Genomic DNA, 25,981 nt, shown 5'->3' on the forward strand with positions numbered 1-25,981 from the left:
GGGGAACACTTCACTACATCGGTCGGTTTGAGGTAGGCCGGCGGTTCATCCCCGCTGGCGCGGGGAACACACCACTTAGCTTGAGGCGTTCGGCCAGCAGGTCGGTTCATCCCCGCTGGCGCGGGGAACACTCTTAGCGTAACCAACTGTTCCTCTGAGAAAAAATCGGCCGCTAACAATCCACCGATTTTTTCACGAATGATCGGACAGGCACGGATCAGATCAGATGCGGCGTGCTGCGCGCCACCAGCGCTTCGGCAGCCACGCCGCGCGGCAGGGTGCCGTAGACGCGGCCGCCGTCGCCCAGGCGGCTGGCGATGAAGGCGTCGGACACCGTGGCGTTGCCGGCCTCCAGCAGCAGTTTGGCTTGCAGCGCCAGGGCTACGTCTTCGGTGAGCTGGCGGGCGCGGTACTGGATGTCGGCGGTGTCGCGGAAGTTCGCCTGCAACTGCTGGATATGCGCGGCCAACCGCGCATCGCCATGGCCGTCGCCCAGTTCATTGAACAGTGCGTCGAGCACGCCCGGTTCCTTCGACAGGGCGCGCAGCACGTCCAGGCACTGCACGTTGCCGGAGCCTTCCCAGGTCGAGTTGACCGGCGCTTCGCGGTACAGCCGCGGCAGGATGCTGTCTTCGACGTAGCCGGCGCCGCCCATGCATTCGGCGGCTTCGTTGATCATCGCCGGCGCGCGTTTGCAAATCCAATATTTGCCCACGGCGGTGACCAAGCGGGCGAATTTGTCTTCCTGCTCGTCGTGCGGATTGTCCAGCGCCTTGCCCATGCGCAGGGTCAGTGCCAGGGCGGCTTCGCTTTCCAGGGCCAGGTCGGCCAGCACGTTCTGCATCAGTGGCTGCTCGCTGAGCACGCGGCCACCGACCTGGCGGTGCGCACAGTGGTGCGCGGCCTGGGTCAGGGCCTGGCGCATCAGGGCGCTGGAGCCGACCATGCAATCGAAGCGGGTCAGCGCGACCATCTCGATGATGGTCGGTACGCCACGGCCTTCCTCGCCGATCATCCAAGCCAGCGCGCCGCGGAACTCGACCTCGCTGGAGGCGTTGGATTGGTTGCCCAGCTTGTTCTTCAGGCGTTGGATATAGAACTCGTTGCGCGTACCGTCCGGGCGGTGGCGCGGCAGCAGAAAGCAGGTCAGGCCCTGGTCGGTATAGGCCAGGGTGAGGAAGGCATCGCACATCGGCGCCGAGCAGAACCACTTGTGACCGACCAGCTCGTAGGCCTGGCCGGGGCCACCGATGCCCACCGGGTAGGCGCGCGTGGTGTTGGCGCGCACATCGGTGCCGCCCTGCTTCTCGGTCATGGCCATACCGATGGTCGCGCCGGTCTTCTGTGCGATTGGCAGGTTACGCGGGTCGTACTGGGTCGAGAGGATCTTCGGCAGCCACTGCGCGGCGATATCGGCTTGCAGCTTGAGCGCCGGCACGCTGGCATAGGTCATGGTCAGCGGGCAGCCGCTGCCGGCCTCGGCCTGGCTGTGCAGGTAGCTCATCGCCGCGCGGGCGACTTGCGCGCCGGCGCGTGGGTCGGTCCAGGGCATGGACGGCAGGCCATGCTCGATGGCCGCGCGCATCAACTGGTGATAGGCCGGGTGGAACTCCACCAGGTCGATGCGCTGGCCATAGCGGTCGTGGCTTTTGAACACCGGCTTGTTCTCGTTGGCGAGAAAGCCGGCGGCCATCAATTCACCGCCGGCCAGGGCACCATAGGCGTCGATCCGCGCCTCGGCCCAACCGCCGCCGAAGCGCCGCGTCCACTCCTGCAACGGCAGGTCGACGCGGTACAGGTTGGCGCCGTCCAGCGGCGGCACCTGGTTGAACACTTCATGGGTTTCGGCATTCAGGGCGGGGATCATGGCGTGGGTTCCTCGGCGCCAACGGCGCGCAGGCAGAAGGTCACCAGACTCTGGCTGACTTGCTCCAGGTCCAGGGAAAGCCGCCCGGCTTCGCGGGCGGCACGGGCGGGCGGAGACAACGGGCCGACCAGGGATTCGGCAATCGCGCCGACCAGGCAGGCGGCGATCAGGCTGACATGCTGGATGCGGAAAACGCCCTGAGCGACGCCCTCCTCCAGCAGTTCGATAAACAATTCGGCATAGGCCTCGCGGTACAGCAGGCGCTGTTCGTCGACCTCCGGGTCGACCGGCTCGGCGATCAGCGCGAAGGCCAGGCGGCGGCTGTGCCAGGCGCGCGCGGCGAATTGCTGCAAGCCGGCGGCCAGGCGCTCGACGGGGCTGCCGGGGCCACGTAACGCCGCGGCCAAAGCGTCCACTTCGCGCTGGCTGGCGTTGGCGAATACTTCGGCGGCCAATTCGCCCTTGCTGCGAAAGTGTCGGTACAAACTGCCGGTGGCGATGCCGACAGCCTCGCCCAATCCCTGCATGGTCAGCGCGGCGAAACCACCCTCGGCGACGCGCGCCAAGGCGCAGGCCAGGATGCGCTCGCGCAGAAGTTGGTCGCGGTCGATACGCAGCGCACTGGTACGGTAAGCCATGGTCTGAATCCTGATTCACATTTCAGTCAGTGAATCAGGATTCAGACCATGCAAAAAGGGGGATTCAGGACAAAAGTGCGGCTGAAGTGCCACGCAGGCGCGCAGGGGAAATCGAGAGGACGATGCTGCACGCGGCCGCCCAAGAGTCGACGCGCGCGGGCCGGGCCGAAACCCAGCCGACGGCTACAGGCTTGCGTGCGCGCTGTTCGGCACGCTCGAACACGCCGTAGCGCGCATTGCTCAGGCCGTAGCTGGGCGGCACAGCACCCAATCGTGCAACAGGCTGCGCAACTCTTCGAATTTCACCGGTTTGGCCAGGTAGTCGCTCATGCCGGCCGCCAGGCAACGCTCGCGGTCGCCGCTGTGGCTGTGCGCGGTAATGGCCAATACCGGCAGCTCGACACACCCCGGCAAGGCGCGCAACGCACGGCAGGTGGCGAAACCGTCCATCACCGGCATCTGGCAATCCAGCAAGATCGCGTCGACCGCCTCACCGCGCAACACCTCCAGCGCCTCGGCGCCGTGGTCGGCGGTGCGCACGCGGTAGCCGAGTTTGAGCAGCATGCCGCGAGTCACCAGCTGGTTGATGGCGTTGTCCTCGACGATCAGCACCGTGCACTGCTCAGGGCGGCGCACGGCCTGCGTAGAGGCGCGCCGCACCGGCACGGGCTGGGGCGCCGCCTGGGCCGGCAGAGCCAGCGGCACATTCAGTTGAAAGCAACTGCCTTGTCCCGGCTGCGACTCGTGACTCAGGCTGCCGCCAAGCAGGTCGACCAGCTGTCGGCAGATAGCCAAGCCGATGCCCAGGCCGCCGTACTCGCGGGTCATGGAACCGTCCAACTGGCGGAACTGCTGATACAACGAGGCATCCTGCGGCACGCTGAAACCGACGCCGCTGTCGAGCACCTGGATGCTCAACGGCAGGCTCTCGGACATGGCCCCGACCCGGCCGATGCGCAGCGTGACCGAACCCTGTGCGGTGAACTTGATGGCGTTATCCAGCAGGTAGCCCAGGCTCTGCGCCAGCTTGCCAGCGTCGCCTTCGAGGGTGTCCGGCAGGCTTTCGTCCAGCTCCAGAACAAACCGCAAGCCTTTCTCCTCGGCACGCGGCGCGTACTGCACGCGCAGGCCGTCGAACAACCCGCGCAGGCTGAACGGCTCGCGCCGCGGGTAAAGCTTGCCGGCCTGCAACTCGGTGAGCGCGAGGATGTCATTGACCATGCGCATCATGTCGCGCGCCGAACTGGCGGCGGTCTTCTGATACTGCGCCAGTTCGGCGTCGAGGCTGACGGTCTGCATCAGCTCCAGCGAACCGATCACCCCGTTCATCGGCGTGCGCAGTTCATGGGTGACGGTGGCGAGGAATTCGTCCTTCAGGCGGTTGCTGTTGGCCAGTTCCTGGTTCAGCGACTCCAGCTTGCGCCCGGCCTCCTGGAGGATGCGCGTACGTTCCTCCTTCATCGCGTTGATACGGTCGGCCAGCGCCAGGGACAACAGACCAACCTCCAGCGCCGAGCCGATCTGGCTGGCGTACATGGTCAGGAATACATTGGGCAGGTAGCCCAGCACCATCAGGGTGTTGATCGCCCCGCCGAGCAAAAAAGCGCTCCAGGCGATGATGAAATAACGCGCCACACGCATGCCGCGCAGCCAGGCGAGAATCCCCGCGGCGAAAATCACCACGGTGAACAGCAGCGCCAGGTAGGTGGCCAGGCGCAAGGCGACGGCATAGCTGACCGTCAGGGCCAGGACCATCACCAGGGCGCCACAGGCCATCATCACCAGCAGCGTGCGGTCGACCCATGGGCTGTGTTCGGCGGTGTGCAAAAAACTGCGGGCGAACTGGCAGCCGAACAGTGCCGCCGAGCCGATCAAAAACGGCGTGGCGGCATTTGCCCACCAGGGGCTGTTGGGCCAGAAATACTCGATGCCGGCGCCATTCACCGAGATCTGATAGAGGCCGAACGAGGCGATGTAGAAGATGTAATAAAGGTAGCTGGTGTCGCGCACGCTCAAGAAGATGAACAGGTTGTAGATCAGCATCACCAGCAATACGCCGTAGATGATGCCGAGCACATAGATACGCCCCGGCTGCTCCTCAAGGTAGGCATTCGGCGCCCACAGGGTCAGCGGCGCCTGGATCGAGCCCTGGCTTTCCAGGCGCAGATACGCGCGCTGCGGCTGATTGGGCTGCAACTTGAGTTCGAACAGGTAGTTGTGTTGTTTGATCTGCCGACTGGCGAACGGCAGCGCATCGCCGGTGCGCTGCGCCAACTGGAAACGGCCCTGACCGTCGTCCAGGTAGAGCGCCAGATGGTCCAGGGGCGGGTAGGCCAGTTCCAGCAACCAGGGCTGTTGGCCGCCCAGGCTGTGCGGGCGGTACTCCAGATCCAGGCGCAGCCAGAATACCGAGCGCGAATAGCCGGCGTTCAGCACCGCCTTGTCGTGCCGTCGAAAACTGCCTTGCAACGCTGGCGAGGTGACCTCGTCGATGGTCGCATCGCCACGCACGTCTTCGAACACATACATCGCCTGGCCAAGCGACAGCGCACGGGTGTGCTCGTCGAACACCACGGCACCGGCAAATACCGGCCAGACAGCCAACAGGAAAATCAGGACGTAGCGCATGCGCCCCCACAAAGGCCATGTCGGACGGCGCCGGGGAGCCCCACCTCCCCTGAATGACGCCGCCTCGCATGGCCTGGTTATTCGAATGCCGCTCACTCTAGCACAGCCCATAGATGGAAAAAGCCGCCCAGCGCAAACATCGAAAAAGCGGCAAAAGGCTCTGGAATGATACTTAGGCGTGGGCTATGCAGACCCATCGGGGCGCATCGTAAAGCTGCCTACAGCGTCAGGAAACAATCTGGCAGGCGGCCCCGAAAAACCGCGCGCAACATGCTCGACCCGGCGCAAAACCATGGATTAATGGTAAGCTCGCGCACCATGAAAACGCCTACTTCCCGCCCCGTAGTGCTGTGCCTGTCCGGTCATGACCCCAGTGGTGGTGCCGGCCTGCAAGCCGATATCGAAGCCCTGCTCGCCCAGGGCTGTCACGCCGCTCCCACCGTCACCGCGCTGACCGTGCAGGACACGGTGAATGTCTCCGACTTCCGCGTGCTCGACCGCGAGTGGGTGCTGGCCCAGGCCAATGCGGTGATCAACGACCTGCCGGTCGAAGCGGTCAAGCTGGGCATGCTCGGCTCGGTCGAGATGGTCGAAACCGTGCTGCAGATCATGCAGCGCCTGCCGGGCATCCCACTGGTCTGCGACCCGGTGCTGCGCGCTGGCGGCGGCGGCGCACTGGGCAAGGACGAGGTCGGTTACGCCATGCGCGAGCGCCTGTTCGCCGTCTCGACCATCGCCACGCCGAACCTACCGGAGGCACGCATCCTCGCCGAACTGCCCGACGGCAGCGCCGATGAGTGCGCCGCGAAGCTGCTGCCGTATATCCAGCACCTGCTGATCACCGGCGGCCATGGCGACGAGCACGAAGTGCACAACCGCCTGTACTCACGCGACGGCAGCCGCCACACCTTTACCTGCCAGCGCCTGCCCGGCGGCTACCACGGTTCCGGCTGCACCCTGGCCAGCACCCTGGCCGGTCGCCTGGCCCTGGGCCAGGAGCTGGTCAGCGCCGTGCAATTCGCCCTCGACTACACCTGGCGCACCCTGCGTGACGCCGAGCAACCCGGCCACGGCCAGTACATTCCGCGCCGCCTGCCGCTGGATGCCTTTTGATAGAGAGCAGTTGATGAGCACCTGCTGGAGTACCCCATGAAACTGCGTGGCCTGTATGCCATCACCGACAGCGAATTGCTCAAAGGCAGACTGCTGCCCTACGTCGAGGCCGCACTGAAGGGCGGCGCGACGTTGCTGCAATACCGCGACAAGTCCAGCGATAACGCGCGCCGCCTGCGCGAGGCCGAAGCCCTGCGCGAGCTGTGCAATCGCTACGGCGCGGCCCTGATCATCAATGACGACGCCGAACTGGCCGCGCGCCTCGGCGTGGGCCTGCACCTGGGCCAGACCGACGGCTCGCTGTCCGCCGCCCGCGCCCTGCTCGGGCGCCAGGCGATCATCGGCGGCACCTGCCACGCCCAGCTGGAACTGGCCGATGCCGCGGCCAAGGAAGGCGCCAGCTACGTCGCCTTCGGCCGCTTCTTCAACTCCAACACCAAACCCGGCGCACCCGCCGCCACGGTCGAGCTGCTGGATCAGGCGAAAGCCCGGATCAACCTGCCGATCGTCGCCATCGGTGGCGTGACCCTGGATAACGCGCCCGCGCTGATCGAACGCGGCGCGAGCATGGTCGCGGTGGTTCACGCCCTGTTCGCCGCCGACTCCGCCGCCGAAGTCGAGCGCCGCGCCCGCGCCTTTAGCGACCTGTTTATCCCTGATTAAATCTTTAGCGGGCGACCCGGCTCGCCCCGACTCCCAGTTTGAGAGGCCCTGCCATGTCCCGTTCTGAAATCCTCTTCGCCAACGCGCAGAAACACATCCCAGGCGGCGTCAACTCGCCGGTACGCGCGTTCAAAAGCGTCGGCGGCACGCCGCTGTTTTTCAAGCACGCCGAAGGTGCCTACGTCACCGATGAAGACGACAAGCGCTATGTGGATTACGTCGGCTCCTGGGGCCCGATGATCCTCGGCCACGGCCACCCGGACGTGCTCGACGCGGTGCGCAATCAGCTGCAGCACGGCCTGTCCTACGGCGCGCCGACCGCCATGGAAACCGAGATGGCTGACCTCGTGTGCAGCATCGTGCCGTCCATGGAAATGGTGCGAATGGTCAGCTCCGGCACCGAGGCGACCATGAGCGCCATCCGCCTGGCCCGTGGCTACACCGGCCGCGACGCGATCATCAAGTTCGAAGGCTGCTACCACGGCCACTCCGACAGCCTGCTGGTGAAAGCCGGCTCCGGCCTGCTGACCCAGGGCGTGCCAAGCTCGGCCGGCGTGCCGGCGGACTTTGCCAAGCACACCCTGACCCTGCCGTTCAACGACCTCAAAGCGGTCGAGCAGATGCTCGCCGAAGTTGGCCAGACCGTGGCCTGCATCATCGTCGAACCGGTCGCCGGCAATATGAACTGCGTACCGCCAGCGCCAGGCTTCCTCGAAGGCCTGCGCGCGCAGTGCGACAAGCACGGCGTGGTGCTGATCTTCGACGAAGTGATGACCGGTTTCCGCGTCGCCCTCGGCGGCGCCCAGGCGCACTACGGCGTGACCCCGGACCTGTCGACCTTCGGCAAGATCGTCGGCGGCGGCATGCCGGTCGGCTGCTTCGGCGGCAAGCGCGCGATCATGGGCTGCATCGCCCCGCTGGGCCCGGTCTACCAGGCCGGCACCCTGTCCGGTAACCCGCTAGCCATGGCCGCCGGTCTGACCACCCTCAAGCTGATCAGCCGTCCGGGCTTCCACGCCGAGCTGACCGACTACACCAGCCGCCTGCTCGCTGGCCTACAGCAGCGCGCCGATGCTGCCGGCATCCCGTTCGTCACCACCCAGGCCGGCGGCATGTTCGGCCTGTACTTCAGCGGTGCCGACGACATCGTCACCTTCGACGACGTGATGGCCAGCGATGCCGAGCGTTTCAAGAAGTTCTTCCACCTGATGCTCGACGGCGGCGTGTACCTGGCACCGAGCGCCTTCGAGGCCGGCTTCACCTCCATCGCCCACGGCGAGACCGAGCTGCAGCTGACCCTGGACGCCGCCGAACGCGCCTTCGCGGCCCTGAAAAAAGCTTAATCCAGCTCTATATGCGCAAATAGACCGCGAAGGCCAGCACGCCGCGACGAGACAGTACAAGCAGTACGGCGAGGAGCGGCGTAGCGCAGCCGGCAAAGCTCTATGAACGAAAGAGAGTTGGAATGATGCAGTACAGCACCGCACTATCCGATGGCGTACTGGCACTGGCCTGCCTGGCCTGCACGATCGCCATTGGCAGAGCGCGCAAGCACTATGGCGAAGCCGATCAACCGGCATTGTTCTGCGCCTTACTCGGCTTCCTGATGCCCGCCGCGGCAGCTACGGTCGGCGCCATACGCTACGGCCTCGACCCGAGCTGGCAAGCCGCGCATCTGTGGCTGAGCCAGGCCAGCACCTTCCTCGCCCTGCCGCTGCTCGGCGTGGCGGCACTCACCCTGGGCCGTGGCTGGGCCTGGAGTCGACCGAACTGGGGCCGGGTGGTGCTCGGGCTCTGCGCCTTCTTCGAGCTGTTCCGCCAGATGAACCTGCTCGACGACTACCGCCTGCTGCTCAACCTGGCGACCCTGCTGCTGATCCTCTATGCCGGCGCCTTGCAATGGCCGCGCCGCGCACCGGCACTGGCCGCCGTCGGCGTGGCGGGCCTGTTTCTGTTGGCCGGAGTGGCAGTGGGCAGCACGGGTTTTATTGGCTCGCTGCGCCGGGTCGATCTGTTCCACGCACTGCTGACACCGGCATATCCACTGCTGGCCTGGCTCCTGCTGGCACTGCCCGGGAATAACGCTGCGACAGAAAAGCCGGTAAAGACTTTGTAAGAACGCCTCTGCTTATTTCATAATGTGACGACCGCCGCGTTTCGGCGGCCGGAATGCCACCCGCACAGCACCTGAGGTACACGGATTTTCATGAACTGCACCGGCCGCACCCTCTCTCTGGGCTGCCTGTTGCTTCTTCTTCCGCTGCTCGCATTCGCGGGCGGTAACTCGTTGCTGATCCCTGCGACCGGCAGTTGCTCGCTGAACACCGCCCCTGAAGACTTGTCCGCGGCACTCACTGCCTGCCAACAGGCCGCGCAGAATGGTGACCAGCAGGCCGAATACGAATTGGGCGAGTTCTATTACGACGGCAAGCGCACCCCGCGTGACCTGCCACAAGCGCTGAACTGGTTCGAGCGCGCCTCGCTGCAAGGCCACGCGCAGGCGCAATACCGTCTGGGCATGATGTTCTATCGTGGCGAAGGCGTTCAGGCGAACAACGTGCAGGCCTACATCGTGCTGAAAATGGCAGCGGTGAATGGTTCGGACGAGGCAATGGACAGCGCCGACCAGGTCTCCGCACAAATGCCGCGCGACGAACTGGAAATCGCCAGCCAAGTGCTTGGGCAGATTTTCCGCAACTACCTGCTGGAACTGCAAAGCGCCGACACCCTCACCTCGCCTTTCGCGCCGCTGCCGTAAGGTGGGTTGAGCAAAGCGATACCCATGCGGCCTGATGATGGGTATCGCAAGCTCAACCCACCCGACATCCTAAGACCGCTTTATTTATCCGGCATCGGCATGGGGAACGGCATGATATTGCCGCTACCCTTGGCCTCGCTGATCTTCGGCGTACCGAGACGCTCCACTTCGTCGATACGAATGATTGCGTGCATCGGCACGAAACTGCGTACCACGCCGTCGAACTGGGCTTTGAGCTTTTCTTCGCTGGGGTCGACCACCACCTGGGTACGCTCGCCGAAGACGAATTCCTCCACCTCCAGAAACCCCCACAGATCGCTTTGATAGATCTGCTTGGCGTACATCTCGTACACCTGGCCCTGGTTGAGGAAAATCACCTTATAGATAGGCTCGCGCTTGCTCATGGATGGCAGTTTAGACTGATCGGGAAATGGAGAGGGCGCGAATCATAGCACAGCCACCAGACAGGCAACGCTAGGAAGCCAGCCACCAGGCCACTATAATGCGCGGTTCTTCGAATCACCCGACGAATGCGCATGACCAAGAAGCTTTATATCGAAACCCATGGCTGCCAGATGAACGAGTACGACAGCTCGCGCATGGTCGACCTGCTGGGCGAACATCAAGCACTGGAAGTCACCGAACGCCCGGAAGACGCCGACGTCATCCTCCTTAATACCTGCTCGATCCGCGAGCGCGCCCAGGACAAGGTGTTTTCCCAGCTGGGCCGCTGGCGTGAGCTGAAACTCAGCAACCCGGACCTGGTGATCGGCGTCGGCGGCTGCGTGGCCAGCCAGGAAGGTGCGGCCATCCGCGACCGCGCGCCCTACGTCGACGTGGTCTTCGGCCCGCAGACCTTGCACCGTCTGCCGGAAATGATCGAGGCCGCGCGCAGCACCAAGATCGCCCAGGTGGATATAAGTTTCCCGGAAATCGAGAAATTCGACCGCCTGCCCGAACCGCGCGTCGACGGCCCCAGCGCCTATGTCTCGGTGATGGAAGGTTGCAGCAAGTACTGCACCTTCTGCGTGGTGCCCTACACCCGTGGCGAGGAAGTCAGCCGACCGCTCGACGATGTACTCGCCGAGGTGCTGCACCTGGCCGAGAACGGCGTACGCGAAGTCACCCTGCTCGGCCAGAACGTCAACGGTTACCGCGGCGCAACCCGTGACGGGCAGATCGCCGATTTCGCCGAACTGCTCTACGCCGTGGCCGCCCTCGACGGCATCGACCGCATTCGCTACACCACCAGCCACCCGCTGGAGTTCTCCGATGCGCTGATCCAGGCCCACGCCGAGATCCCCGAACTGGTGAAATACCTGCACCTGCCGGTGCAATCGGGCTCCGACCGCATCCTCGCGGCGATGAAACGCAACCACACCGCGCTGGAATACAAGTCGCGCATTCGCAAGCTGCGCGCCGCGGTGCCGGACATCCTGATCAGTTCGGACTTTATCGTCGGCTTCCCCGGCGAGACCGAGAAGGACTTCGAGCAGACCATGAAGCTGGTCGAAGATGTCGGTTTCGACTTCTGCTACTCCTTCGTCTACAGCGCACGCCCCGGCACGCCGGCGGCCGACCTGCCCGACGACACCCCGCTGGAGCTGAAAAAGCAACGCCTGGCGCTGCTGCAACACCGCATCACCCAGCAGGGCTTCGAAAACAGCCGACGCATGGCGGGCACCGTACAGCGCATCCTGGTCAACGATTACTCGAAGAAGGACCCCGGCATGCTCCAGGGCCGTACCGAGAGCAACCGGGTGGTCAACTTCCGCAGCGACAACCCGCGCCTGATCGGCCAGTTTGTCGACGTGCATATCGACCAGGCCATGCCCAACTCACTGCGCGGCACGCTGCTGAGCGAAACCACCTGCAACTAAAGCCGCAGCGGCCCGAGCTTCCCCCTCGCGGCCGCTAGCGCTATTCTTCGTTTCACTACCCCAGCCGACTGGCGGCCATCACACGACCTTGAACGCACCCATAGAACCGCTTCGTTTTATCCTTGAGCCCTTTGAGGCTCGCCGCTTCGCTAACCTGTGCGGACAATTCGACGAGCATCTGCGCCTGATCGAACAGCGCCTGGCCATCGAAATCCGCAACCGCGGCAACCAGTTCGAGCTGGTCGGCACCGCCGGCCAGACCAACGCCGCCGAGCAGTTGCTGCGCCGCCTCTACCGTGAAACCCAAAGCACTGAACTGTCACCCGACCTGGTGCACCTGTTCCTGCAGGAATCCGGTATCGAAGAGCTGAGCAACCCGACCGTCGAGGCCAGCGTTGCCCTGCGCACCCGCAAGGGCATGATTCGCCCGCGCGGGGCCAATCAGCAGCGCTACGTCAAAGCCATTCTCGATCACGACATCAACTTCGGCGTCGGCCCGGCCGGCACCGGCAAGACCTACCTGGCCGTGGCCTGCGCCGTGGACGCCCTGGAGCGCGAGCAAATCCGCCGCATCCTGCTGGTGCGCCCGGCGGTCGAAGCCGGCGAGAAGCTCGGCTTCCTGCCCGGCGACCTGTCGCAGAAGATCGACCCCTACCTGCGCCCGCTGTACGACGCGCTGTACGAGATGCTCGGTTTCGAGCAGGTGGCCAAGCTGATCGAGAAACAGGTGATCGAGGTCGCGCCGCTGGCCTATATGCGCGGCCGCACGCTGAACAACAGCTTCATCATCCTCGACGAGGCCCAGAACACCACCCTGGAACAGATGAAGATGTTCCTCACCCGTATCGGCTTCGGCTCCACCGCGGTGATCACTGGCGACATTACCCAGGTCGACCTGCCACGCGGCACCAAGAGCGGCCTGACCCACGTGATCGACGTACTGCGCGATGTGCCGGGCATCAGCTTTACCCACTTCAAGCCCAAGGACGTGGTGCGCCATCCGCTGGTGCAGCGCATCGTCGAAGCCTACGAGCGCTACGACAACCGCATGCACGGCAAACTGGATGACCAGCAGGACGACCACAATGCTTGAGTTGGACCTGCAAATCGCCACTGACGCGACCACCCTGCCGAGCGAGGTGCAGTTGCGTGCCTGGTGCGCGCTGGCCCTGCGCCAGCGCACGGCCGATTCCGAGCTGACCATCCGCCTGGTCGATGAGGCCGAAGGCCGCGAGCTGAATCACACCTGGCGTCATAAGGATTACGCCACCAACGTACTATCCTTCCCTGCCGATGTGCCGGACGAGCTGGGCGGTATTCCGCTGCTGGATATCCCACTGCTCGGCGATCTGGTGATCTGCGTGCCGGTGGTTGAGCGCGAAGCGCTGGAACAAGCTAAAACCAGCGAAGCGCATTGGGCGCACCTGGTGATCCACGGCTGCCTGCACCTACTCGGCTACGACCACATCGAGGATGAGGAAGCCGAAGAGATGGAAGCGCTGGAACGAGAATTGCTGGCTGAGCTGGGTCACTCCGACCCTTACGCCGACCACGAATAAGAGGGCACCTACAAACTACTGCGCTCGACCATGCTGCGCTGCACCCAGTCCGGGACTCGGCGTCTCAAATGCTCATGTACAACTCGTACACTGCGCTTTTCGACCGAGTGCGCCTTGCCTGACCATCGCTCGCTACGTTTGTAAGCACCTTCTACAACCCACAGAAAATACAAAAGGTTCCTGAGTAACCACCATGAGCGAAGACCGATCGAGCAACGAGCAGAAGTCCTGGTTTAACAGACTGACCCAGGCTTTTGCTCATGAGCCGAAAAACCGCAAGGAATTGCTGGAAGTGCTGCGCGAAGCGCATCAGAACAAGCTGCTCGACACTGAAGCACTGGCCATCGTCGAAGGCGCCATTCAGGTCGCCGACCTGCAGGTTCGCGACATTATGGTGCCGCGCTCGCAGATGATGAGTATCAAGGCCAACCAGACGCCCAAGGAGTTTCTGCCCTCGATCATCGAAGCCGCGCACTCGCGCTATCCCGTGGTTGGCGAAAGCCTCGACGATGTGGTTGGTATCCTCCTGGCCAAGGACCTGCTGCCGCTGATCCTCTCGGGCGAACAACCCAACTTCAATATCAAGGACCTGCTGCGCCCAGCGACTTTCGTACCCGAATCCAAGCGCCTCAACGTGCTGCTGCGCGAATTCCGCGCCAACCACAACCATATGGCCGTGGTGATCGACGAATACGGCGGCGTGGCGGGCCTGGTGACCATCGAGGATGTGCTCGAACAGATCGTTGGCGACATCGAGGACGAACACGACGTCGAGGAAGACAGCTACGTCAAACCGCTGCCCAGCGGCGACTTCCTGGTCAAGGCGCTGACGCCGATCGACAGCTTCAACGAAGCCTTCGACACCGAATTTTCCGATGACGAGTTCGACACCGTCGGCGGCCTGGTGATGAGCGCCTTCGGCCATCTGCCCAAGCGCAACGAAGTGACCGAGATCGGCGAGTTTCGCTTCCGCGTGTTGAATGCCGACAGCCGGCGCATCCACCTGTTGCGCCTGACACCGCTGACGCGCTGACGGATGGGTTAGTCGTAGGGGGGGGTTAAAGCGCAGCGGATCATGGTCTGAATCGACAGACGCAGCCCGGCGCCTAACCCACCCTACGCATCGGACAAGCCTTCACCCCACCCGTGCTTCGCTCTACTCTTGCGCCACTCCAATCCAAGGACCTGCACGCGATGCACTGGATAACTCGCCCCGGCTGGCCGGGCAACTTACTCGCCCTGGCAGCCGGCGCCGTCACCACACTGGCGCTTGCCCCCTTCGACCTGTGGCCGCTGGCCATTCTCTCCATCGCCCTGTTTTACCTTGGTCTGCGCGATCTCAGCCCACACCAGGCGGCTGGGCGCGGCTGGAGCTATGGCTTCGGCTTGTTCGCCGCCGGCACCAGTTGGGTGTACGTCAGCATCCACGACTATGGCGCCGCCTCGCCACCGCTGGCGGCCTTCCTGACCCTGGCGTTCGTTGCCGGTCTGGGGCTGCTGTTCGCTCTCGCCGCGTGGGTATGGGTACGCTGGATCAGGCGCAGCGAAGCGCCATTGGCCGATGCACTGGCGTTCGCCGCCCTGTGGCTGGCCCAGGAAGCCTTTCGCAGCTGGTTTCTCACCGGCTTTCCCTGGCTCTATGCAGGCTACAGCCAGCTCGACGGCCCGCTGGCCGGGCTCGCGCCGGTTGGCGGCGTCTGGCTGTTGTCTTTTGTGCTGGCACTGAGCGCCGCACTGCTGGTCAACCTGGCGCAATTGCGCGCACGCAAGGCCTTCCTCGCCGCCGGCCTGGTCTTGCTGATCGCACCTTGGATCGCCGGCATCGTCCTTAGCGGCCATGCCTGGACCACCCCGGCCGGGCAACCGCTGAAGGTCGCGGCCATGCAAGGCAATGTGCCACAAAACCTCAAATGGGACCCGGCGCAGCTCAATGCGCAACTGGCGCTGTACCGCGACATGAGTTTCAGCGCCACACCGACCGATCTGATCGTCTGGCCGGAAACCGCGGTTCCTGTGCTGAAAGAGCAGGCCATCGGCTACCTCAACGTGATGGACCGCTTCGCCAGCGAACGCCAGGCCGCGCTGATCACCGGGGTGCCGATCCGCCAGGCCAATGAGCGCGGCGAGCCGCGTTACTACAACGCGGTGAGCGTGGTCGGCCAGGGCAGCGGCGATTACCTGAAACAGAAACTGGTGCCTTTCGGCGAGTACGTGCCGTTGCAGGAGGTACTGCGCGGACTGATCGCCTTCTTCAACTTGCCGATGTCGGATTTTGCCCGCGGCGCGGCCGAACAACCGCTGCTGGAAGCCAAGGGCTACAGGATCGCCACGTTCATCTGCTACGAAGTGGTCTACCCGGAGTTCGCCGCCCAACTGGCCGCGCAAAGCGACCTGCTGCTGACGGTGAGCAACGATGCCTGGTTCGGCAGCTCGATCGGCCCCCTGCAACACTTGCAGATGGCACAGATGCGCGCCCTCGAAGCCGGCCGCTGGATGATCCGCGCGACCAACAACGGCATGACTGTGCTGATCGATCCGTTCGGGCGGATCACCGCGCAACTGCCCCAGTTCGAGCGCGGCGTGCTGTATGGCGAAGTCCAGCCGATGCAGCAACTGACGCCTTACCTGCAATGGCGCGCCTGGCCGCTGATCATCCTCTGCGCCCTGTTGTTCGGCTGGGCGCTGCTCGCCAGCCGCATGGCCAAGACGCTCTAACCCTCTCGCTTACGCGGAGGGGCTTTGGCCGCGAACCGCTTTCGCGGCCAAACGCCCTCCCACAGAGGTATCGCGCATACCGCTCAGCGGCTTAGTCGCGGTTTGCCGTACGCCCATAAAACAGCGGATAGGCGAGCAAACCGAGCGCCTCATGCAACAGCTGACCGCTCTGCCAGAGCGCCTTGCCTTCCGGCAGCCAGCCGCCGGCGGGGCGAGCGTTGGCCACGCCGAGAAAACCCAGCGGCGCAGGCAACACCTGGAAGCCAACCTGTTCAAAACACCAGCGCGCCCGTGGCATATGCCACGCCTGCGTCACCAGCAGCACGCGCGCTACCTCGTCATTACGCAGCAACGCGGCGCTGTGCGTCGCATTCTCCCAGGTGGTTCTGCTCAACCCTTCCTGCCAGCGCACCGTCACGCCGTAATCGCGCAGCAACACCTGCGCCATCAGGGCGGCCTCGCTGGGCGGTTGGCCATAATGCAGACCGCCACTGACCAGCAGGGGCAAACCGGAAGCCTTGGCCAGCCGCGCGGCATAACGCAACCGTTCCAGAGCCAGCGAGCTCGGCTGGTCGCCGCCCCAGGTCGAATCGGCCTGCTCACGGCCAGCGCCGAGCACCACGATGGCATCCACCCGCTGCGCCAGACCGGCCCATTGCGCCTCGCTCAGCGCCGGCTCGCGCTCCAGCAAGCGCGCCGACCACTGCACCGTGACCGGCAGGCTCATCAGCCATAAACCACCGAGACCGAGCACAAAACAACTGGCAGCCAACCGTGGAAAACGCTTACGCAGCCACCAGGCGACAAGCAATAACAGCAGCAACACACCAGGTGGCAGCAACAGTTGTTTGAGGATGTAGCGAATCGGCATCGGGCACCTCCACGGGTGCGCGAAGCCTAACGGGGATTATTCGCCCGGAACAGCTGCGAGCCGCAGCAGGTACACGCCTGCACGCCATGGCCGGTTTGCCACTCGGCGGCCACGCCGCACAGCGCACAGCACAACTGCATGCGCCGCTTGAGCAGCGGCTTGGTCTTGCCGAGCGCGCGGCCATCGGGCTTATGTCCTACCCGCCCAGGCTTCACCGTGCGGGCCGGCCAGTGCTCGATCACGGCCAACTCCTCGGCCGCCGCGTGCCAGCCGCGTAGCCAGTCCACATCGCGGTCCAGGTAGGCCCGAATCAATTCCAATTCAGCCGAAGTCAGGTCGCGCAACTCCAGTTCGCGCGTGGGCTCGGCGGATAAACGACTCACGCTATCGGCTTCATCCAGTGCCAGGGCAAGGCGTTGCAACAGCCGTTCGTACAAACCGCCGCTCGCCTCCGCTCGTCGCACTTGGACCATCCACCCACCTCGCGCCGGGCTCGTTCGTGCAGCCCATACAGCAAGCTTAGCGGCAGCCCCCCAACCAGCAGGCCGCCGCGACAAACGGCGACTTCACCCGGCGCGGCGTATGGCCGCCGCTGTAATCAGGGTTTCCCTCAGTCAAGGGGGGTCATGTATGCTACGGCGTTTCCCGAACAGGCCGCATGAAGGCATAACGAGCGAAGGCTGAACAAGGCGCAACGTCGCACAGCGGAGTAACAGCCGACGGCTAGCCCACAGGGCGAGCGTCGCGAACCCACAGTGCAGTTTACCTGCGGCAAATGGCTCGCCTTCGAGCCTGCTGCCAACGCCGTGTAGCCGAGCCCAGTAGTTTTCACGCCGCCTGTGTAAGCCCCTTTCCCTAGCGCCAGTAGCCATGCACGAACAGTATCAGCCACGCGAAATCGAAGCCGCCGCGCAGTCCCATTGGGACGTGCAGAAATCCTTTGTAGTGAGTGAGCAACCAGGCAAAGACACGTTCTATTGCCTGTCGATGTTCCCCTACCCGAGCGGCAAGTTGCACATGGGCCATGTGCGTAACTACACCATTGGTGACGTGATCGCCCGCTACCAACGCATGCAGGGCAAAAACGTGCTGCAGCCGATGGGCTGGGACGCGTTCGGCATGCCGGCGGAAAACGCCGCGATGAAGAACAAGGTCGCGCCGGCCAAGTGGACCTACGAAAACATCGACTACATGAAGACCCAGCTGCGCAGCCTGGGCCTGGCGGTTGACTGGACCCGCGAAGTCACCACCTGCAAACCGGATTACTACCGCTGGGAACAGTGGCTGTTCACCCGCCTGTTCGAGAAAGGCGTGATCTACCGCAAGAACGGTACGGTCAACTGGGACCCGGTCGACCAGACCGTGCTGGCCAACGAGCAGGTCATCGATGGCCGCGGCTGGCGCTCCGGCGCACTGATCGAAAAGCGCGAAATTCCCATGTATTACTTCAAGATCACCGCCTACGCGGAAGAGCTCTTGAGCAGCCTCGACGACCTGGATGGCTGGCCAGAACAGGTCAAGACCATGCAGCGCAACTGGATCGGCAAGTCGCGCGGCATGGAAGTCAGCTTCCCCTACGACGTCGCCTCGATCGGCAGCGCCGGCAAGTTGAACGTGTTCACCACCCGCCCCGACACCCTGCTGGGCGCGACCTACGTGGCCGTAGCCGCCGAGCACCCGCTGGCAACCTTGGCCGCACAGAACAATCCGCAGCTGCAAGCCTTTATCGCTGAATGCAAGGGCGGCAGCGTGGCGGAAGCCGACGTCGCCACTCAAGAGAAAAAAGGCCTGCCCACCGCACTGTTCGTCGAGCACCCGCTGACCGGCGAGAAGCTGCCGGTATGGGTCGCCAACTACGTACTGATGCACTACGGCGACGGTGCGGTAATGGCCGTGCCGGCGCACGACGAGCGCGACTTCGAGTTCGCCCACAAATACCACCTGCCGATCAAACCGGTGGTGCGTACCAGCGCCGGCGACACGACACCAGCGCCCTGGCAGGATGCCTACGGCGAACACGGCCAGTTGATCAACTCCGGCCTATTCGATGGCCTGGATTTCGCCGGAGCCTTCGACGCCATTGAAGTGGCCCTGCTGAAAAAAGACCTGGGCAAATCGCGCACCCAGTTCCGCCTGCGCGACTGGGGCATCAGCCGTCAGCGCTATTGGGGCTGTCCGATCCCGATCATCCACTGCGACGCTTGTGGTGACGTACCGGTGCCGGAAGACCAACTGCCGGTGGTATTGCCCGAAGACGTGGTGCCGGACGGCGCCGGCTCGCCGCTGGCGCGCATGGCGGATTTCTACCAGTGTCAGTGCCCGAAATGCGGTGGCGCCGCCAAGCGCGAAACCGACACCATGGACACCTTCGTCGAATCGTCCTGGTACTTCGCCCGCTACGCCTCGCCCAACTACGCCAAGGGCATGGTTGATCCGGCCGCAGCCAACCACTGGCTGCCGGTGGACCAGTACATCGGCGGTATCGAACACGCCATCCTGCACCTGCTCTACGCACGCTTCTTCCACAAACTGATGCGCGACGAAGGCCTGCTCAACTCCGACGAGCCATTCAAGAACCTGCTGACCCAGGGCATGGTGGTGGCCGACACTTACTACCGCGTGCTGGAGAACGGCGGCAAGGACTGGTTCAACCCAGCCGACGTCGAGATCGAGCGAGACGCCAAAGGCAAGGTCATCGCCGCCACGCTGAAGGCTGACGGCTTGGCCGTGGAAATCGGCGGCACCGAGAAGATGTCCAAGTCGAAGAACAACGGCGTCGACCCGCAGGCGATGATCGATGCCTACGGCGCCGACACCTGCCGCTTGTTCATGATGTTCGCCTCGCCGCCGGACATGAGCCTGGAATGGTCCGATTCCGGCGTTGAGGGCGGCAGTCGCTTCCTGCGCCGCGTCTGGCGCCTGGCCCATGCGCATGTCAGCCAAGGCCTGCCCGCCGCGCTGGATACACTCAGCCTGAGCGACGCACAGAAAGAGGTGCGCCGCGCCATTCACCTGGCCATCAAGCAGGCCAGCGTCGATATCGGCCAGCACCACAAATTCAACACCGCCATCGCCGCCGTGATGACCCTGATGAACGTGCTGGAAAAAGCCCCGCACGACCACACTCAGGACCGCGCCCTGCTGCAAGAAGGCCTGGAAACCGTGGCCCTGCTGCTGGCACCGATCACCCCGCACATTAGCCACGAACTGTGGCTGGAGCTCGGCCACGACGGCGCGATCATCGATGCCAGCTGGCCGCAACTTGACGAGTCGGCCTTGGTTCAGGACAGCCTGCAACTGGTGATCCAGGTCAACGGTAAGCTGCGCGGACAGATCGAGATGCCGGCCAGCGCCAGCCGCGAAGAAGTCGAAGCGGCGGCGCGGGTCAACGAAAACGTGCTGCGCTTTACCGAAGGTCTGAGCATCCGCAAAGTGATTGTGGTGCCAGGCAAACTGGTCAATATCGTCGCCAACTGATTACGCCTGGCACGACCGCATTGCGGCGTGCCGGGAGGCTCGACAAGGGGATAACCAAGATGATGAAACGGAATCTGTTGATAATTGGTCTGGCAACATTGCTCAGCGCCTGTGGCTTCCAGTTGCGCGGCACCGGCGACGTGCAGTTTGCCCTCAAGGAACTCGACGTCAGTGCGCGCAATGCCTATGGCGAAACAGTCAAACTGGTCACCCAGGTGCTAGAAAACAACGACGTGCGGGTATTCCCTGGCGCGCCCTACAGCCTGGTGCTGAGCAACGAACAGGAAACCCAGCGCACCGCCAGCTACACCAGCTCGGCACGCAGCGCCGAATATGAGCTGACCACTACCCTCGATTACGAGATCCGCGGCGCGAAGAACCTGCTGCTGACGAGCAATCAGCTGGAAGTGCAGAACTTCTATGTGCAGGACGGCAACAACCTGATCGGCTCCGACCAGGAAGCCGTTCAACTGCGTAACGAAATGCGCCGCGACCTGGTGCAGCAACTGGTGCAACGCCTGCAGCTGGTGACACCGCAACAGCTCGACGAGCTGCAACAGGTTGCCGAAGCCAAGGCCAAAGCCGAAGCGGATGCCCTGGAAGCAGCGCGCCAGCGCGAAGCCGCGCAACCGCAGCAGTCGCCGGTGCAACTGCCGACGCCCAGCCCGTAAGTTCGCCGGGGCCGCTTGCGTGGCCCCGCGCTCCAACACCCGATGAAACTCAATCCGGCACAACTCGGCAAACACCTCCAGGGCAACCTGGCGTCGGTGTATGTGGTCAGTGGCGACGAGCCGCTGCTCTGCCAGGAAGCTTGCGACGCTATTCGCGCCGCCACTCGCCAGCAGGGTTTCAGCGAACGCCAGGTGTTCAACGCCGAAGCCAATTTCGACTGGGGCAATCTGCTGCAAGCCGGCGCCAGCCTCTCGCTGTTCGCCGATAAACGCTTGCTGGAATTGCGCCTGCCGTCCGGCAAGCCGGGCGATAAAGGCGCCGCCGCGCTGCTCGAATACCTGGGCCGCCCACCGGAAGACACCGTGCTGCTGGTCAGCCTGCCCAAACTCGATGGCAGCGCGCAAAAAACCAAGTGGGGCAAGGCGCTGATCGAAGGCGCGCAGACGCAGTTCGTACAGATCTGGCCGGTCGACGCCCATCAGCTACCGCAATGGATTCGCCAACGCCTGGCCCAGGCCGGCCTGAGCGCCAGCCAGGAAGCGGTGGAGATGATCGCCGTGCGCGTGGAAGGCAACCTGCTCGCTGCCGCCCAGGAAATCGAAAAACTCAAGCTGCTCGCCGACGATGGTCAGATCGATGCCAGCACGGTGCATGCGGCGGTCGCCGACAGCGCCCGCTTCGACGTCTTCGGCCTGATCGATGCGGCCCTCAACGGCGAAGCCGCGCACGCCTTGCGCATGCTCGAAGGATTGCGTGGCGAAGGGGTCGAGCCGCCGGTGATCCTCTGGGCATTGGCCCGGGAAGTCCGCCTACTGGCGAGCATTGCCCAGCAATACGGCCAAGGCATACCGCTGGAAAAAGCCTTCAGCTCGGCACGCCCACCGGTGTGGGACAAACGCCGCCCACTGGTCAGCAAAGCCCTGCAACGTCTGTCCGCCGCACGCTGGGCCGCGCTGTTGCAGGATGCGCAGCAGATCGACGCACAGATCAAAGGCCAGGCGGCCGGCGATCCCTGGAGCGGCCTGAGCCTGCTGACCCTGAGCATCTGCGGCCAACGCCTGGGCCTGCCCCGCTAGCAGGCTGTTGAAAAGCTACCAGCGCTGCCATCGCCAACGCTCTCAACGGCCTGCCAACATCCAGAACCTGGACTTTTTGCCGGGTGCGGATCATGCTTTGCCCGCCTGCGAACATGCAGGTCATTTCCCGAGGAAACGCCATGGCGAAGAAAGCCAAACGCGGCCCGAACAAGGCCAAATCCCTGATTGCCCAGCCGCTGTTTCGCTCACGCCAGGAAACGCCCAGCAAAGGCAAAGGCAGCTACCGCCGCGAAGCCTCCCAGCAAAACTGGGAGGCTTCATACGTTCTGGCGGCTTGAAAAGCCCGCCACAGCCCGCATCTCGCCTCAATCATGCTAAGGTTACCGCCTGCAAAATGTGCCGAGACCGCCATGCCTTACCTGCTTCTTCGGGGCCTGTCCCATAGCGTCACCGCCTGCATCCTGCTGTTTCTGACTGCCTGCGCCGAAGCGCCTGCCCAGCCGCTTGTTGCCGCGCCAGTCACACCCAGCGCAGCATCCACCAGCTCCGCCGCCAGTGTGGCCAGCAGCCCAACTCCGCTGCTCAGCTTCGATGAATGGCGCATTCTGCTGCGCAGCGATGCCATCGCCGCGGGTATCGATGCCGAGCTGTTCGATCGCACCTTCGCCGGCATCACCCTGGACCCGAATGTGATCAAGGCTGACAGCAGCCAGCCCGAGTTCACCCGCCCGGTATGGGACTACATCGACGGCGCCGTTTCCGTCTCGCGCATAGCCCAGGGCCGCCTGCTCAAGGCGCAGCATCGGTCAACCCTGAAAGCCATTCGCAGCGCCTACGCCGTGGACCATGAAGTGCTGATCGCGATCTGGGGCCTGGAAAGCAATTACGGCAGCAATATCGGCAGCAATAACGTGATCCGCGCCCTCGCCACCCTGGCCTACGACGGTCGCCGCCAGGTGTTCTGGCGCAGCCAGCTGCTGGCTGCGCTACAGATCCTGCAAGCCGGCGACGGCCCTGTCCAGGGGCTGATCGGTTCATGGGCGGGCGCCATGGGGCAAACCCAATTTATGCCAACCACGTTCAATCAGCATGCCGTGGATTTTGATGGCGACGGTCGCCGCGACCTGTGGGCATCCACGCCCGACGCCCTCGCCTCTGCCGCCCATTACCTGCAAGCCTCGGGCTGGGAAAACGGCCAGCCCTGGGGCTTTGAAGTCAACCTGCCGCAGGGCTTCGATTACGCCCTGGCCGATCCAGAAGTGCGCCGCAGCCTGGCACAGTGGCGCGCCCTCGGGATCAACCCGGTCAGAGCCATCGATGCCAATGAGCAAAGCCTGGCAACGCTGTTTCTGCCCGCCGGTCATCGCGGCCCAGCCTTCCTGCTGCTGAACAACTTCCGCAGCATCCTCAAGTACAACAACTCCACCGCTTACGCTCTGGCTATCGGCCTGCTCAGCGATGCGCTGGATGGCAACCCGGGCGTGCAGGCCGCCTGGCCGCGCAACGACCGCCAACTAGGGCGCAGCGAGCGCATCGAACTGCAGGAACTGCTGACCAGCAAAGGCTACGAGCCAGGCCCGGCAGACGGCATCATCGGTGCCAACACGCGCAAAGCCGTACGCGCGTTCCAGCAGAGCCTGGGGCAACCCGCCGATGGCTACCCCAGCCATGAGCTGTTGCAGCAACTCAGATAACCGACCGCGCAGCGCCCAAACGCTGCGCGCCGGCCCTGCCTCAGCGAGCAACCTGGACCGCACGGCGCCAGCCGGACTGAACGGTCAGCGTCTGTGATAAACTGCGCGGCGGCCACAAGCCGCCTCGTCCACGGAGCCTCTAGCGGAGCCCAGATTGCCGATGTCCGATACCTCCCCGCCTAAAACCGTCGCCAGCGGCGAAAAATTCCGCACCACTCAGGGCATCACCGCGATCAAGGACGGGCAAAAGCGCCGTGCCTCGAGCGAACCCCAGGTGTTCGAACCCAAACCCAAGTGGCTGCGGGTCAAGGCGCCCGGCGGCAGCCGCTTCGAGGCGGTCAAGCGTAATGTCGGCGAGCACCGCCTGAGCACCGTGTGCCAGGAATCCCACTGCCCGAACATGGGCGAATGCTGGTCCAACGGTACCGCCACCATCATGCTGATGGGCTCGGTGTGCACCCGCGCCTGCCGCTTCTGTGCGGTGGACACCGGCAACCCCAATGGCTGGCTGGACCTGGAAGAGCCGCAGAACACCGCCAAGTCGGTGGAGCTGATGGCACTGCGCTATATCGTGCTGACCTCGGTGGACCGCGACGACCTCGACGACGGTGGCGCCGCGCATTACGCGGCCTGCGTACGGGCAATCAAGGCGCGCACCCCGCAGGTGGTAGTAGAGGCCCTGACCCCAGACTTTGACGGCGATCTGCAAGCCATCGAACGCGTAGTGGATTCCGGCCTTGAGGTCTTTGCGCAGAACGTCGAGACGGTCAAACGCCTGACCCATGAAGTGCGCGACCCCCGCGCCGGCTACGAGAAAACCCTGCGCGCGCTGGAACACGCCAAGCGCCATCGCCCGCAGATGCTGACCAAGACCAGCTTGATGCTGGGCCTGGGCGAGACCGACGAGGAGGTCATAGAAACCATGGATGACCTGCGCGCCATCGGCGTGGACATCCTCACCCTCGGCCAGTACCTGCAGCCCACGCGCAATCACCTGACGGTCAAGCGCTGGGTCAGCCCGGAAGAGTTCAATAGGTTCCGCGATATCGGCCTGGCAAAGGGCTTTATGGAAGTCGCCGCCGGCCCACTGGTACGCTCCAGCTACCGCGCCGACAAGGTATTCGAGAAGAACAACCTGGGCCTGGCCGCCCCGGTGCCCGTACCGGGCCAACACGTCGACAACAACCTGATTCCGACCCTCAATCTGAACTGATCGGGCCGCACTACGCCTGCCCCTGAGCTTTGCCTGGGGGCAGGCGTTTGTTTATCCGCCCAAGCCATTACCAGCAGGCCGTTGAAACATGTAGGCGAGGCCGCCGAGACAAGGCGCAACGTTAGTAACAGCCTACGGCTGGTCAAAACGGCGAGGAAGCGGACTGGGCTCGCATCCGAGCCTGTTTTTAACGCCGTATGGCAACGCAGGTAGTTTTTCGACGGCCTGCTAGCAGTCTATTACGCCCGCCAGGGTCTGCTGCTGCGCGTAGTCGAGGTGTTTGACCAGTTGCTCACGCAGCCGGGCACTGACCTCGGAAAACTCCAGCGGACCGTCGAGCAAATCGGCCAACTGGGTGACCGGCATGCCGGCATAGCCGCAGGGGTTGATGCGCTGGAACGGTTGCAGATCCATGTCGACGTTCAACGCCAGGCCATGGAAAGAGCGCCCATTGCGGATACGCAGGCCAAGCGAGGCGATCTTCGCCTCGCCCACATAGACCCCAGGCGCATCGGGCTTGGCATTGGCCGTCACGCCGTAACTGGCCAGGGTCGCAATCAGGCTTTGCTCGATGCGCGTCACCAGCTCACGCACGCCGAGGGAAGAACGGCGCAGGTCGAGCAACAGGTAGGCCACCAACTGACCGGGACCGTGGTAGGTCACCTGGCCGCCACGGTCGACTTGCACCACCGGGATATCGCCGGCAAACAACACATGCTCGGCCTTGCCGGCCTGGCCCTGAGTGAACACCGGCGGGTGCTGCAACAACCAAATTTCGTCCGCCGTTTGCGCGTCGCGCTCGTTGGTGAAACGCTGCATGGCGTGCCAGGTCGACTCGTAAGCCACCTCACCCAATTCGCGAAAGCCGAGCGGCAGGCTCATCACAACACCATGTGTACGCGACCGGTGGCACGCAGGTCGACATGAATAGCCTGCAATTGCTCCACCCCGGTGGCGGTGATCAATACCTGCACCGAGAGGTAACGGCCATTGCGGCTATCGCGGATCACCAAGGTGGTCGCATCGAGATCGGGCGCATGGCGCTGGATCACTTCGACTATCAGGTCGGCAAAACCTTCGCCAGCATCGCCGATCACCTTGATCGGGTAACGCTCGCAGGGGAATTCGATTTTTGGGGCTTGAACGTCAGTATCGGTCATGGGTATCAGCAGGCTTGTGGCCTGTCCAGAGCAAAA

General features: G+C 63.9%; 24 protein-coding genes and 1 CRISPR repeat array (1 of these 25 only partly in view). Of the genes, 16 read left to right on the forward strand and 8 right to left on the reverse strand.

Annotation, left to right across the window (positions count from 1 at the left end; genetic code table 11):
- Positions 1-131: a CRISPR direct-repeat array (repeat unit 29 nt; unit sequence CGGTTCATCCCCGCTGGCGCGGGGAACAC); it begins 570 nt to the left of the window's first position.
- Positions 132-217: 86 nt separating this feature from the next.
- From B3M58_RS18485 to B3M58_RS18495, 3 genes are all read right to left on the reverse strand, one after another.
- Positions 218-1,867 (reverse strand): acyl-CoA dehydrogenase family protein, encoded by a 1,650-nt coding sequence (locus B3M58_RS18485; protein ID WP_296221330.1) that lies wholly within the window; start codon positions 1,865-1,867, stop codon positions 218-220.
- Entirely contained in the window at positions 1,864-2,505 is a 642-nt protein-coding gene (locus B3M58_RS18490; protein WP_296221332.1) for a TetR/AcrR family transcriptional regulator, read from the reverse strand. Before B3M58_RS18490 ends, B3M58_RS18485 begins: the two co-directional genes overlap by 4 nt.
- A 240-nt stretch (positions 2,506-2,745) precedes the next feature.
- The gene (locus B3M58_RS18495) at positions 2,746-5,133 is read right to left on the reverse strand and encodes a hybrid sensor histidine kinase/response regulator (RefSeq protein WP_296221334.1); all 2,388 of its coding nucleotides are present in this window, start codon (positions 5,131-5,133) and stop codon (positions 2,746-2,748) included.
- A 318-nt stretch (positions 5,134-5,451) separates the two neighbouring features.
- On the opposite strand from B3M58_RS18495, the gene B3M58_RS18500 reads away from it, so the two are divergent.
- From B3M58_RS18500 to B3M58_RS18520, 5 genes are all read left to right on the forward strand, one after another.
- Positions 5,452-6,246 (forward strand): hydroxymethylpyrimidine/phosphomethylpyrimidine kinase, encoded by a 795-nt coding sequence (locus B3M58_RS18500; RefSeq protein WP_296221335.1) that lies wholly within the window; start codon positions 5,452-5,454, stop codon positions 6,244-6,246.
- Between the two features lie 36 nt (positions 6,247-6,282).
- Positions 6,283-6,909: a thiamine phosphate synthase gene (gene thiE, locus B3M58_RS18505; RefSeq protein ID WP_296221336.1), complete on the forward strand. Its 627-nt coding sequence runs from the start codon at positions 6,283-6,285 to the stop codon at positions 6,907-6,909.
- 53 nt (positions 6,910-6,962) lie between these two features.
- A complete protein-coding gene (gene hemL, locus B3M58_RS18510) occupies positions 6,963-8,252 on the forward strand; it encodes a glutamate-1-semialdehyde 2,1-aminomutase (RefSeq protein ID WP_296221337.1) in 1,290 nt (429 codons plus the stop codon).
- Positions 8,253-8,377: 125 nt separating this feature from the next.
- Positions 8,378-9,025 (forward strand): DUF6962 family protein, encoded by a 648-nt coding sequence (locus B3M58_RS18515; protein ID WP_296221694.1) that lies wholly within the window; start codon positions 8,378-8,380, stop codon positions 9,023-9,025.
- Between the two features lie 90 nt (positions 9,026-9,115).
- Entirely contained in the window at positions 9,116-9,667 is a 552-nt protein-coding gene (locus tag B3M58_RS18520; protein ID WP_296221339.1) for a tetratricopeptide repeat protein, read from the forward strand.
- A gap of 80 nt (positions 9,668-9,747) precedes the next feature.
- Here the strand turns inward: B3M58_RS18520 and B3M58_RS18525 are convergent, their stop codons facing one another.
- Positions 9,748-10,071 carry a DUF1820 family protein gene (locus tag B3M58_RS18525; protein ID WP_296221340.1) on the reverse strand — a complete coding sequence of 108 codons (324 nt, stop codon included), beginning with the start codon at positions 10,069-10,071 and terminating at the stop codon, positions 9,748-9,750.
- A gap of 132 nt (positions 10,072-10,203) precedes the next feature.
- Between B3M58_RS18525 and miaB the strand changes: the two genes are divergently transcribed.
- The 5 genes from miaB to lnt all read left to right on the forward strand — a co-directional run bounded on the left by miaB (position 10,204) and on the right by lnt (position 15,821).
- Complete coding sequence (miaB, locus tag B3M58_RS18530) at positions 10,204-11,547, forward strand: tRNA (N6-isopentenyl adenosine(37)-C2)-methylthiotransferase MiaB (protein WP_296221341.1); 1,344 nt, start codon at positions 10,204-10,206, stop codon at positions 11,545-11,547.
- 88 nt (positions 11,548-11,635) lie between these two features.
- A complete protein-coding gene (locus B3M58_RS18535; RefSeq protein WP_296221343.1) occupies positions 11,636-12,640 on the forward strand; it encodes a PhoH family protein in 1,005 nt (334 codons plus the stop codon).
- A complete protein-coding gene (gene ybeY, locus B3M58_RS18540; protein WP_296221345.1) occupies positions 12,633-13,106 on the forward strand; it encodes an rRNA maturation RNase YbeY in 474 nt (157 codons plus the stop codon). The genes B3M58_RS18535 and ybeY overlap by 8 nt, the downstream gene beginning before the upstream one ends.
- Before the next feature lie 193 nt (positions 13,107-13,299).
- The gene (locus tag B3M58_RS18545; protein WP_296221347.1) at positions 13,300-14,139 is read left to right on the forward strand and encodes an HlyC/CorC family transporter; all 840 of its coding nucleotides are present in this window, start codon (positions 13,300-13,302) and stop codon (positions 14,137-14,139) included.
- Positions 14,140-14,300: 161 nt separating this feature from the next.
- Positions 14,301-15,821: an apolipoprotein N-acyltransferase gene (gene lnt, locus B3M58_RS18550; RefSeq protein WP_296221348.1), complete on the forward strand. Its 1,521-nt coding sequence runs from the start codon at positions 14,301-14,303 to the stop codon at positions 15,819-15,821.
- Between the two features lie 91 nt (positions 15,822-15,912).
- On the opposite strand, the gene B3M58_RS18555 is transcribed toward lnt, so the two are convergent.
- Entirely contained in the window at positions 15,913-16,692 is a 780-nt protein-coding gene (locus B3M58_RS18555) for a YdcF family protein (RefSeq protein ID WP_296221350.1), read from the reverse strand.
- Positions 16,693-16,718: 26 nt separating this feature from the next.
- The gene (locus tag B3M58_RS18560; protein WP_296221352.1) at positions 16,719-17,165 is read right to left on the reverse strand and encodes a hypothetical protein; all 447 of its coding nucleotides are present in this window, start codon (positions 17,163-17,165) and stop codon (positions 16,719-16,721) included.
- Positions 17,166-17,562: 397 nt separating this feature from the next.
- Here B3M58_RS18560 and leuS point away from each other — a divergent pair, with 397 nt between their 5' ends.
- The 6 genes from leuS (at position 17,563) to lipA (ending at position 24,785) form a co-directional block, all read left to right on the forward strand.
- Positions 17,563-20,169, forward strand: a complete 2,607-nt coding sequence (gene leuS / locus B3M58_RS18565) for a leucine--tRNA ligase (RefSeq protein WP_296221354.1) — start codon at positions 17,563-17,565, stop codon at positions 20,167-20,169.
- Positions 20,170-20,228: 59 nt separating this feature from the next.
- Positions 20,229-20,840, forward strand: a complete 612-nt coding sequence (gene lptE, locus B3M58_RS18570) for an LPS assembly lipoprotein LptE (RefSeq protein WP_296221356.1) — start codon at positions 20,229-20,231, stop codon at positions 20,838-20,840.
- Positions 20,841-20,882: 42 nt separating this feature from the next.
- Positions 20,883-21,917, forward strand: coding sequence for a DNA polymerase III subunit delta (holA, locus tag B3M58_RS18575; RefSeq protein WP_296221358.1), 1,035 nt, complete (start codon positions 20,883-20,885; stop codon positions 21,915-21,917).
- Between the two features lie 140 nt (positions 21,918-22,057).
- Positions 22,058-22,216: an alternative ribosome rescue factor ArfA gene (arfA, locus tag B3M58_RS18580; protein ID WP_090255580.1), complete on the forward strand. Its 159-nt coding sequence runs from the start codon at positions 22,058-22,060 to the stop codon at positions 22,214-22,216.
- Between the two features lie 72 nt (positions 22,217-22,288).
- Positions 22,289-23,572 carry a lytic murein transglycosylase gene (locus B3M58_RS18585; protein WP_296221361.1) on the forward strand — a complete coding sequence of 428 codons (1,284 nt, stop codon included), beginning with the start codon at positions 22,289-22,291 and terminating at the stop codon, positions 23,570-23,572.
- Between the two features lie 160 nt (positions 23,573-23,732).
- Complete coding sequence (gene lipA / locus B3M58_RS18590) at positions 23,733-24,785, forward strand: lipoyl synthase (protein ID WP_296221363.1); 1,053 nt, start codon at positions 23,733-23,735, stop codon at positions 24,783-24,785.
- 228 nt (positions 24,786-25,013) lie between these two features.
- Here the strand turns inward: lipA and lipB are convergent, their stop codons facing one another.
- Both lipB and B3M58_RS18600 read right to left on the reverse strand, forming a co-directional pair.
- Positions 25,014-25,667: a lipoyl(octanoyl) transferase LipB gene (gene lipB / locus B3M58_RS18595; RefSeq protein ID WP_296221365.1), complete on the reverse strand. Its 654-nt coding sequence runs from the start codon at positions 25,665-25,667 to the stop codon at positions 25,014-25,016.
- On the reverse strand, positions 25,667-25,945 hold the full coding sequence (locus B3M58_RS18600) for a DUF493 domain-containing protein (protein ID WP_296221366.1): 279 nt from the start codon (positions 25,943-25,945) through the stop codon (positions 25,667-25,669). Before B3M58_RS18600 ends, lipB begins: the two co-directional genes overlap by 1 nt.
- Between the last annotated feature and the right edge of the window lie 36 nt (positions 25,946-25,981).

It is taken from the genome of Pseudomonas sp. UBA2684 (assembly GCA_002354655.1).
GTDB lineage: Bacteria > Pseudomonadota > Gammaproteobacteria > Pseudomonadales > Pseudomonadaceae > Aquipseudomonas.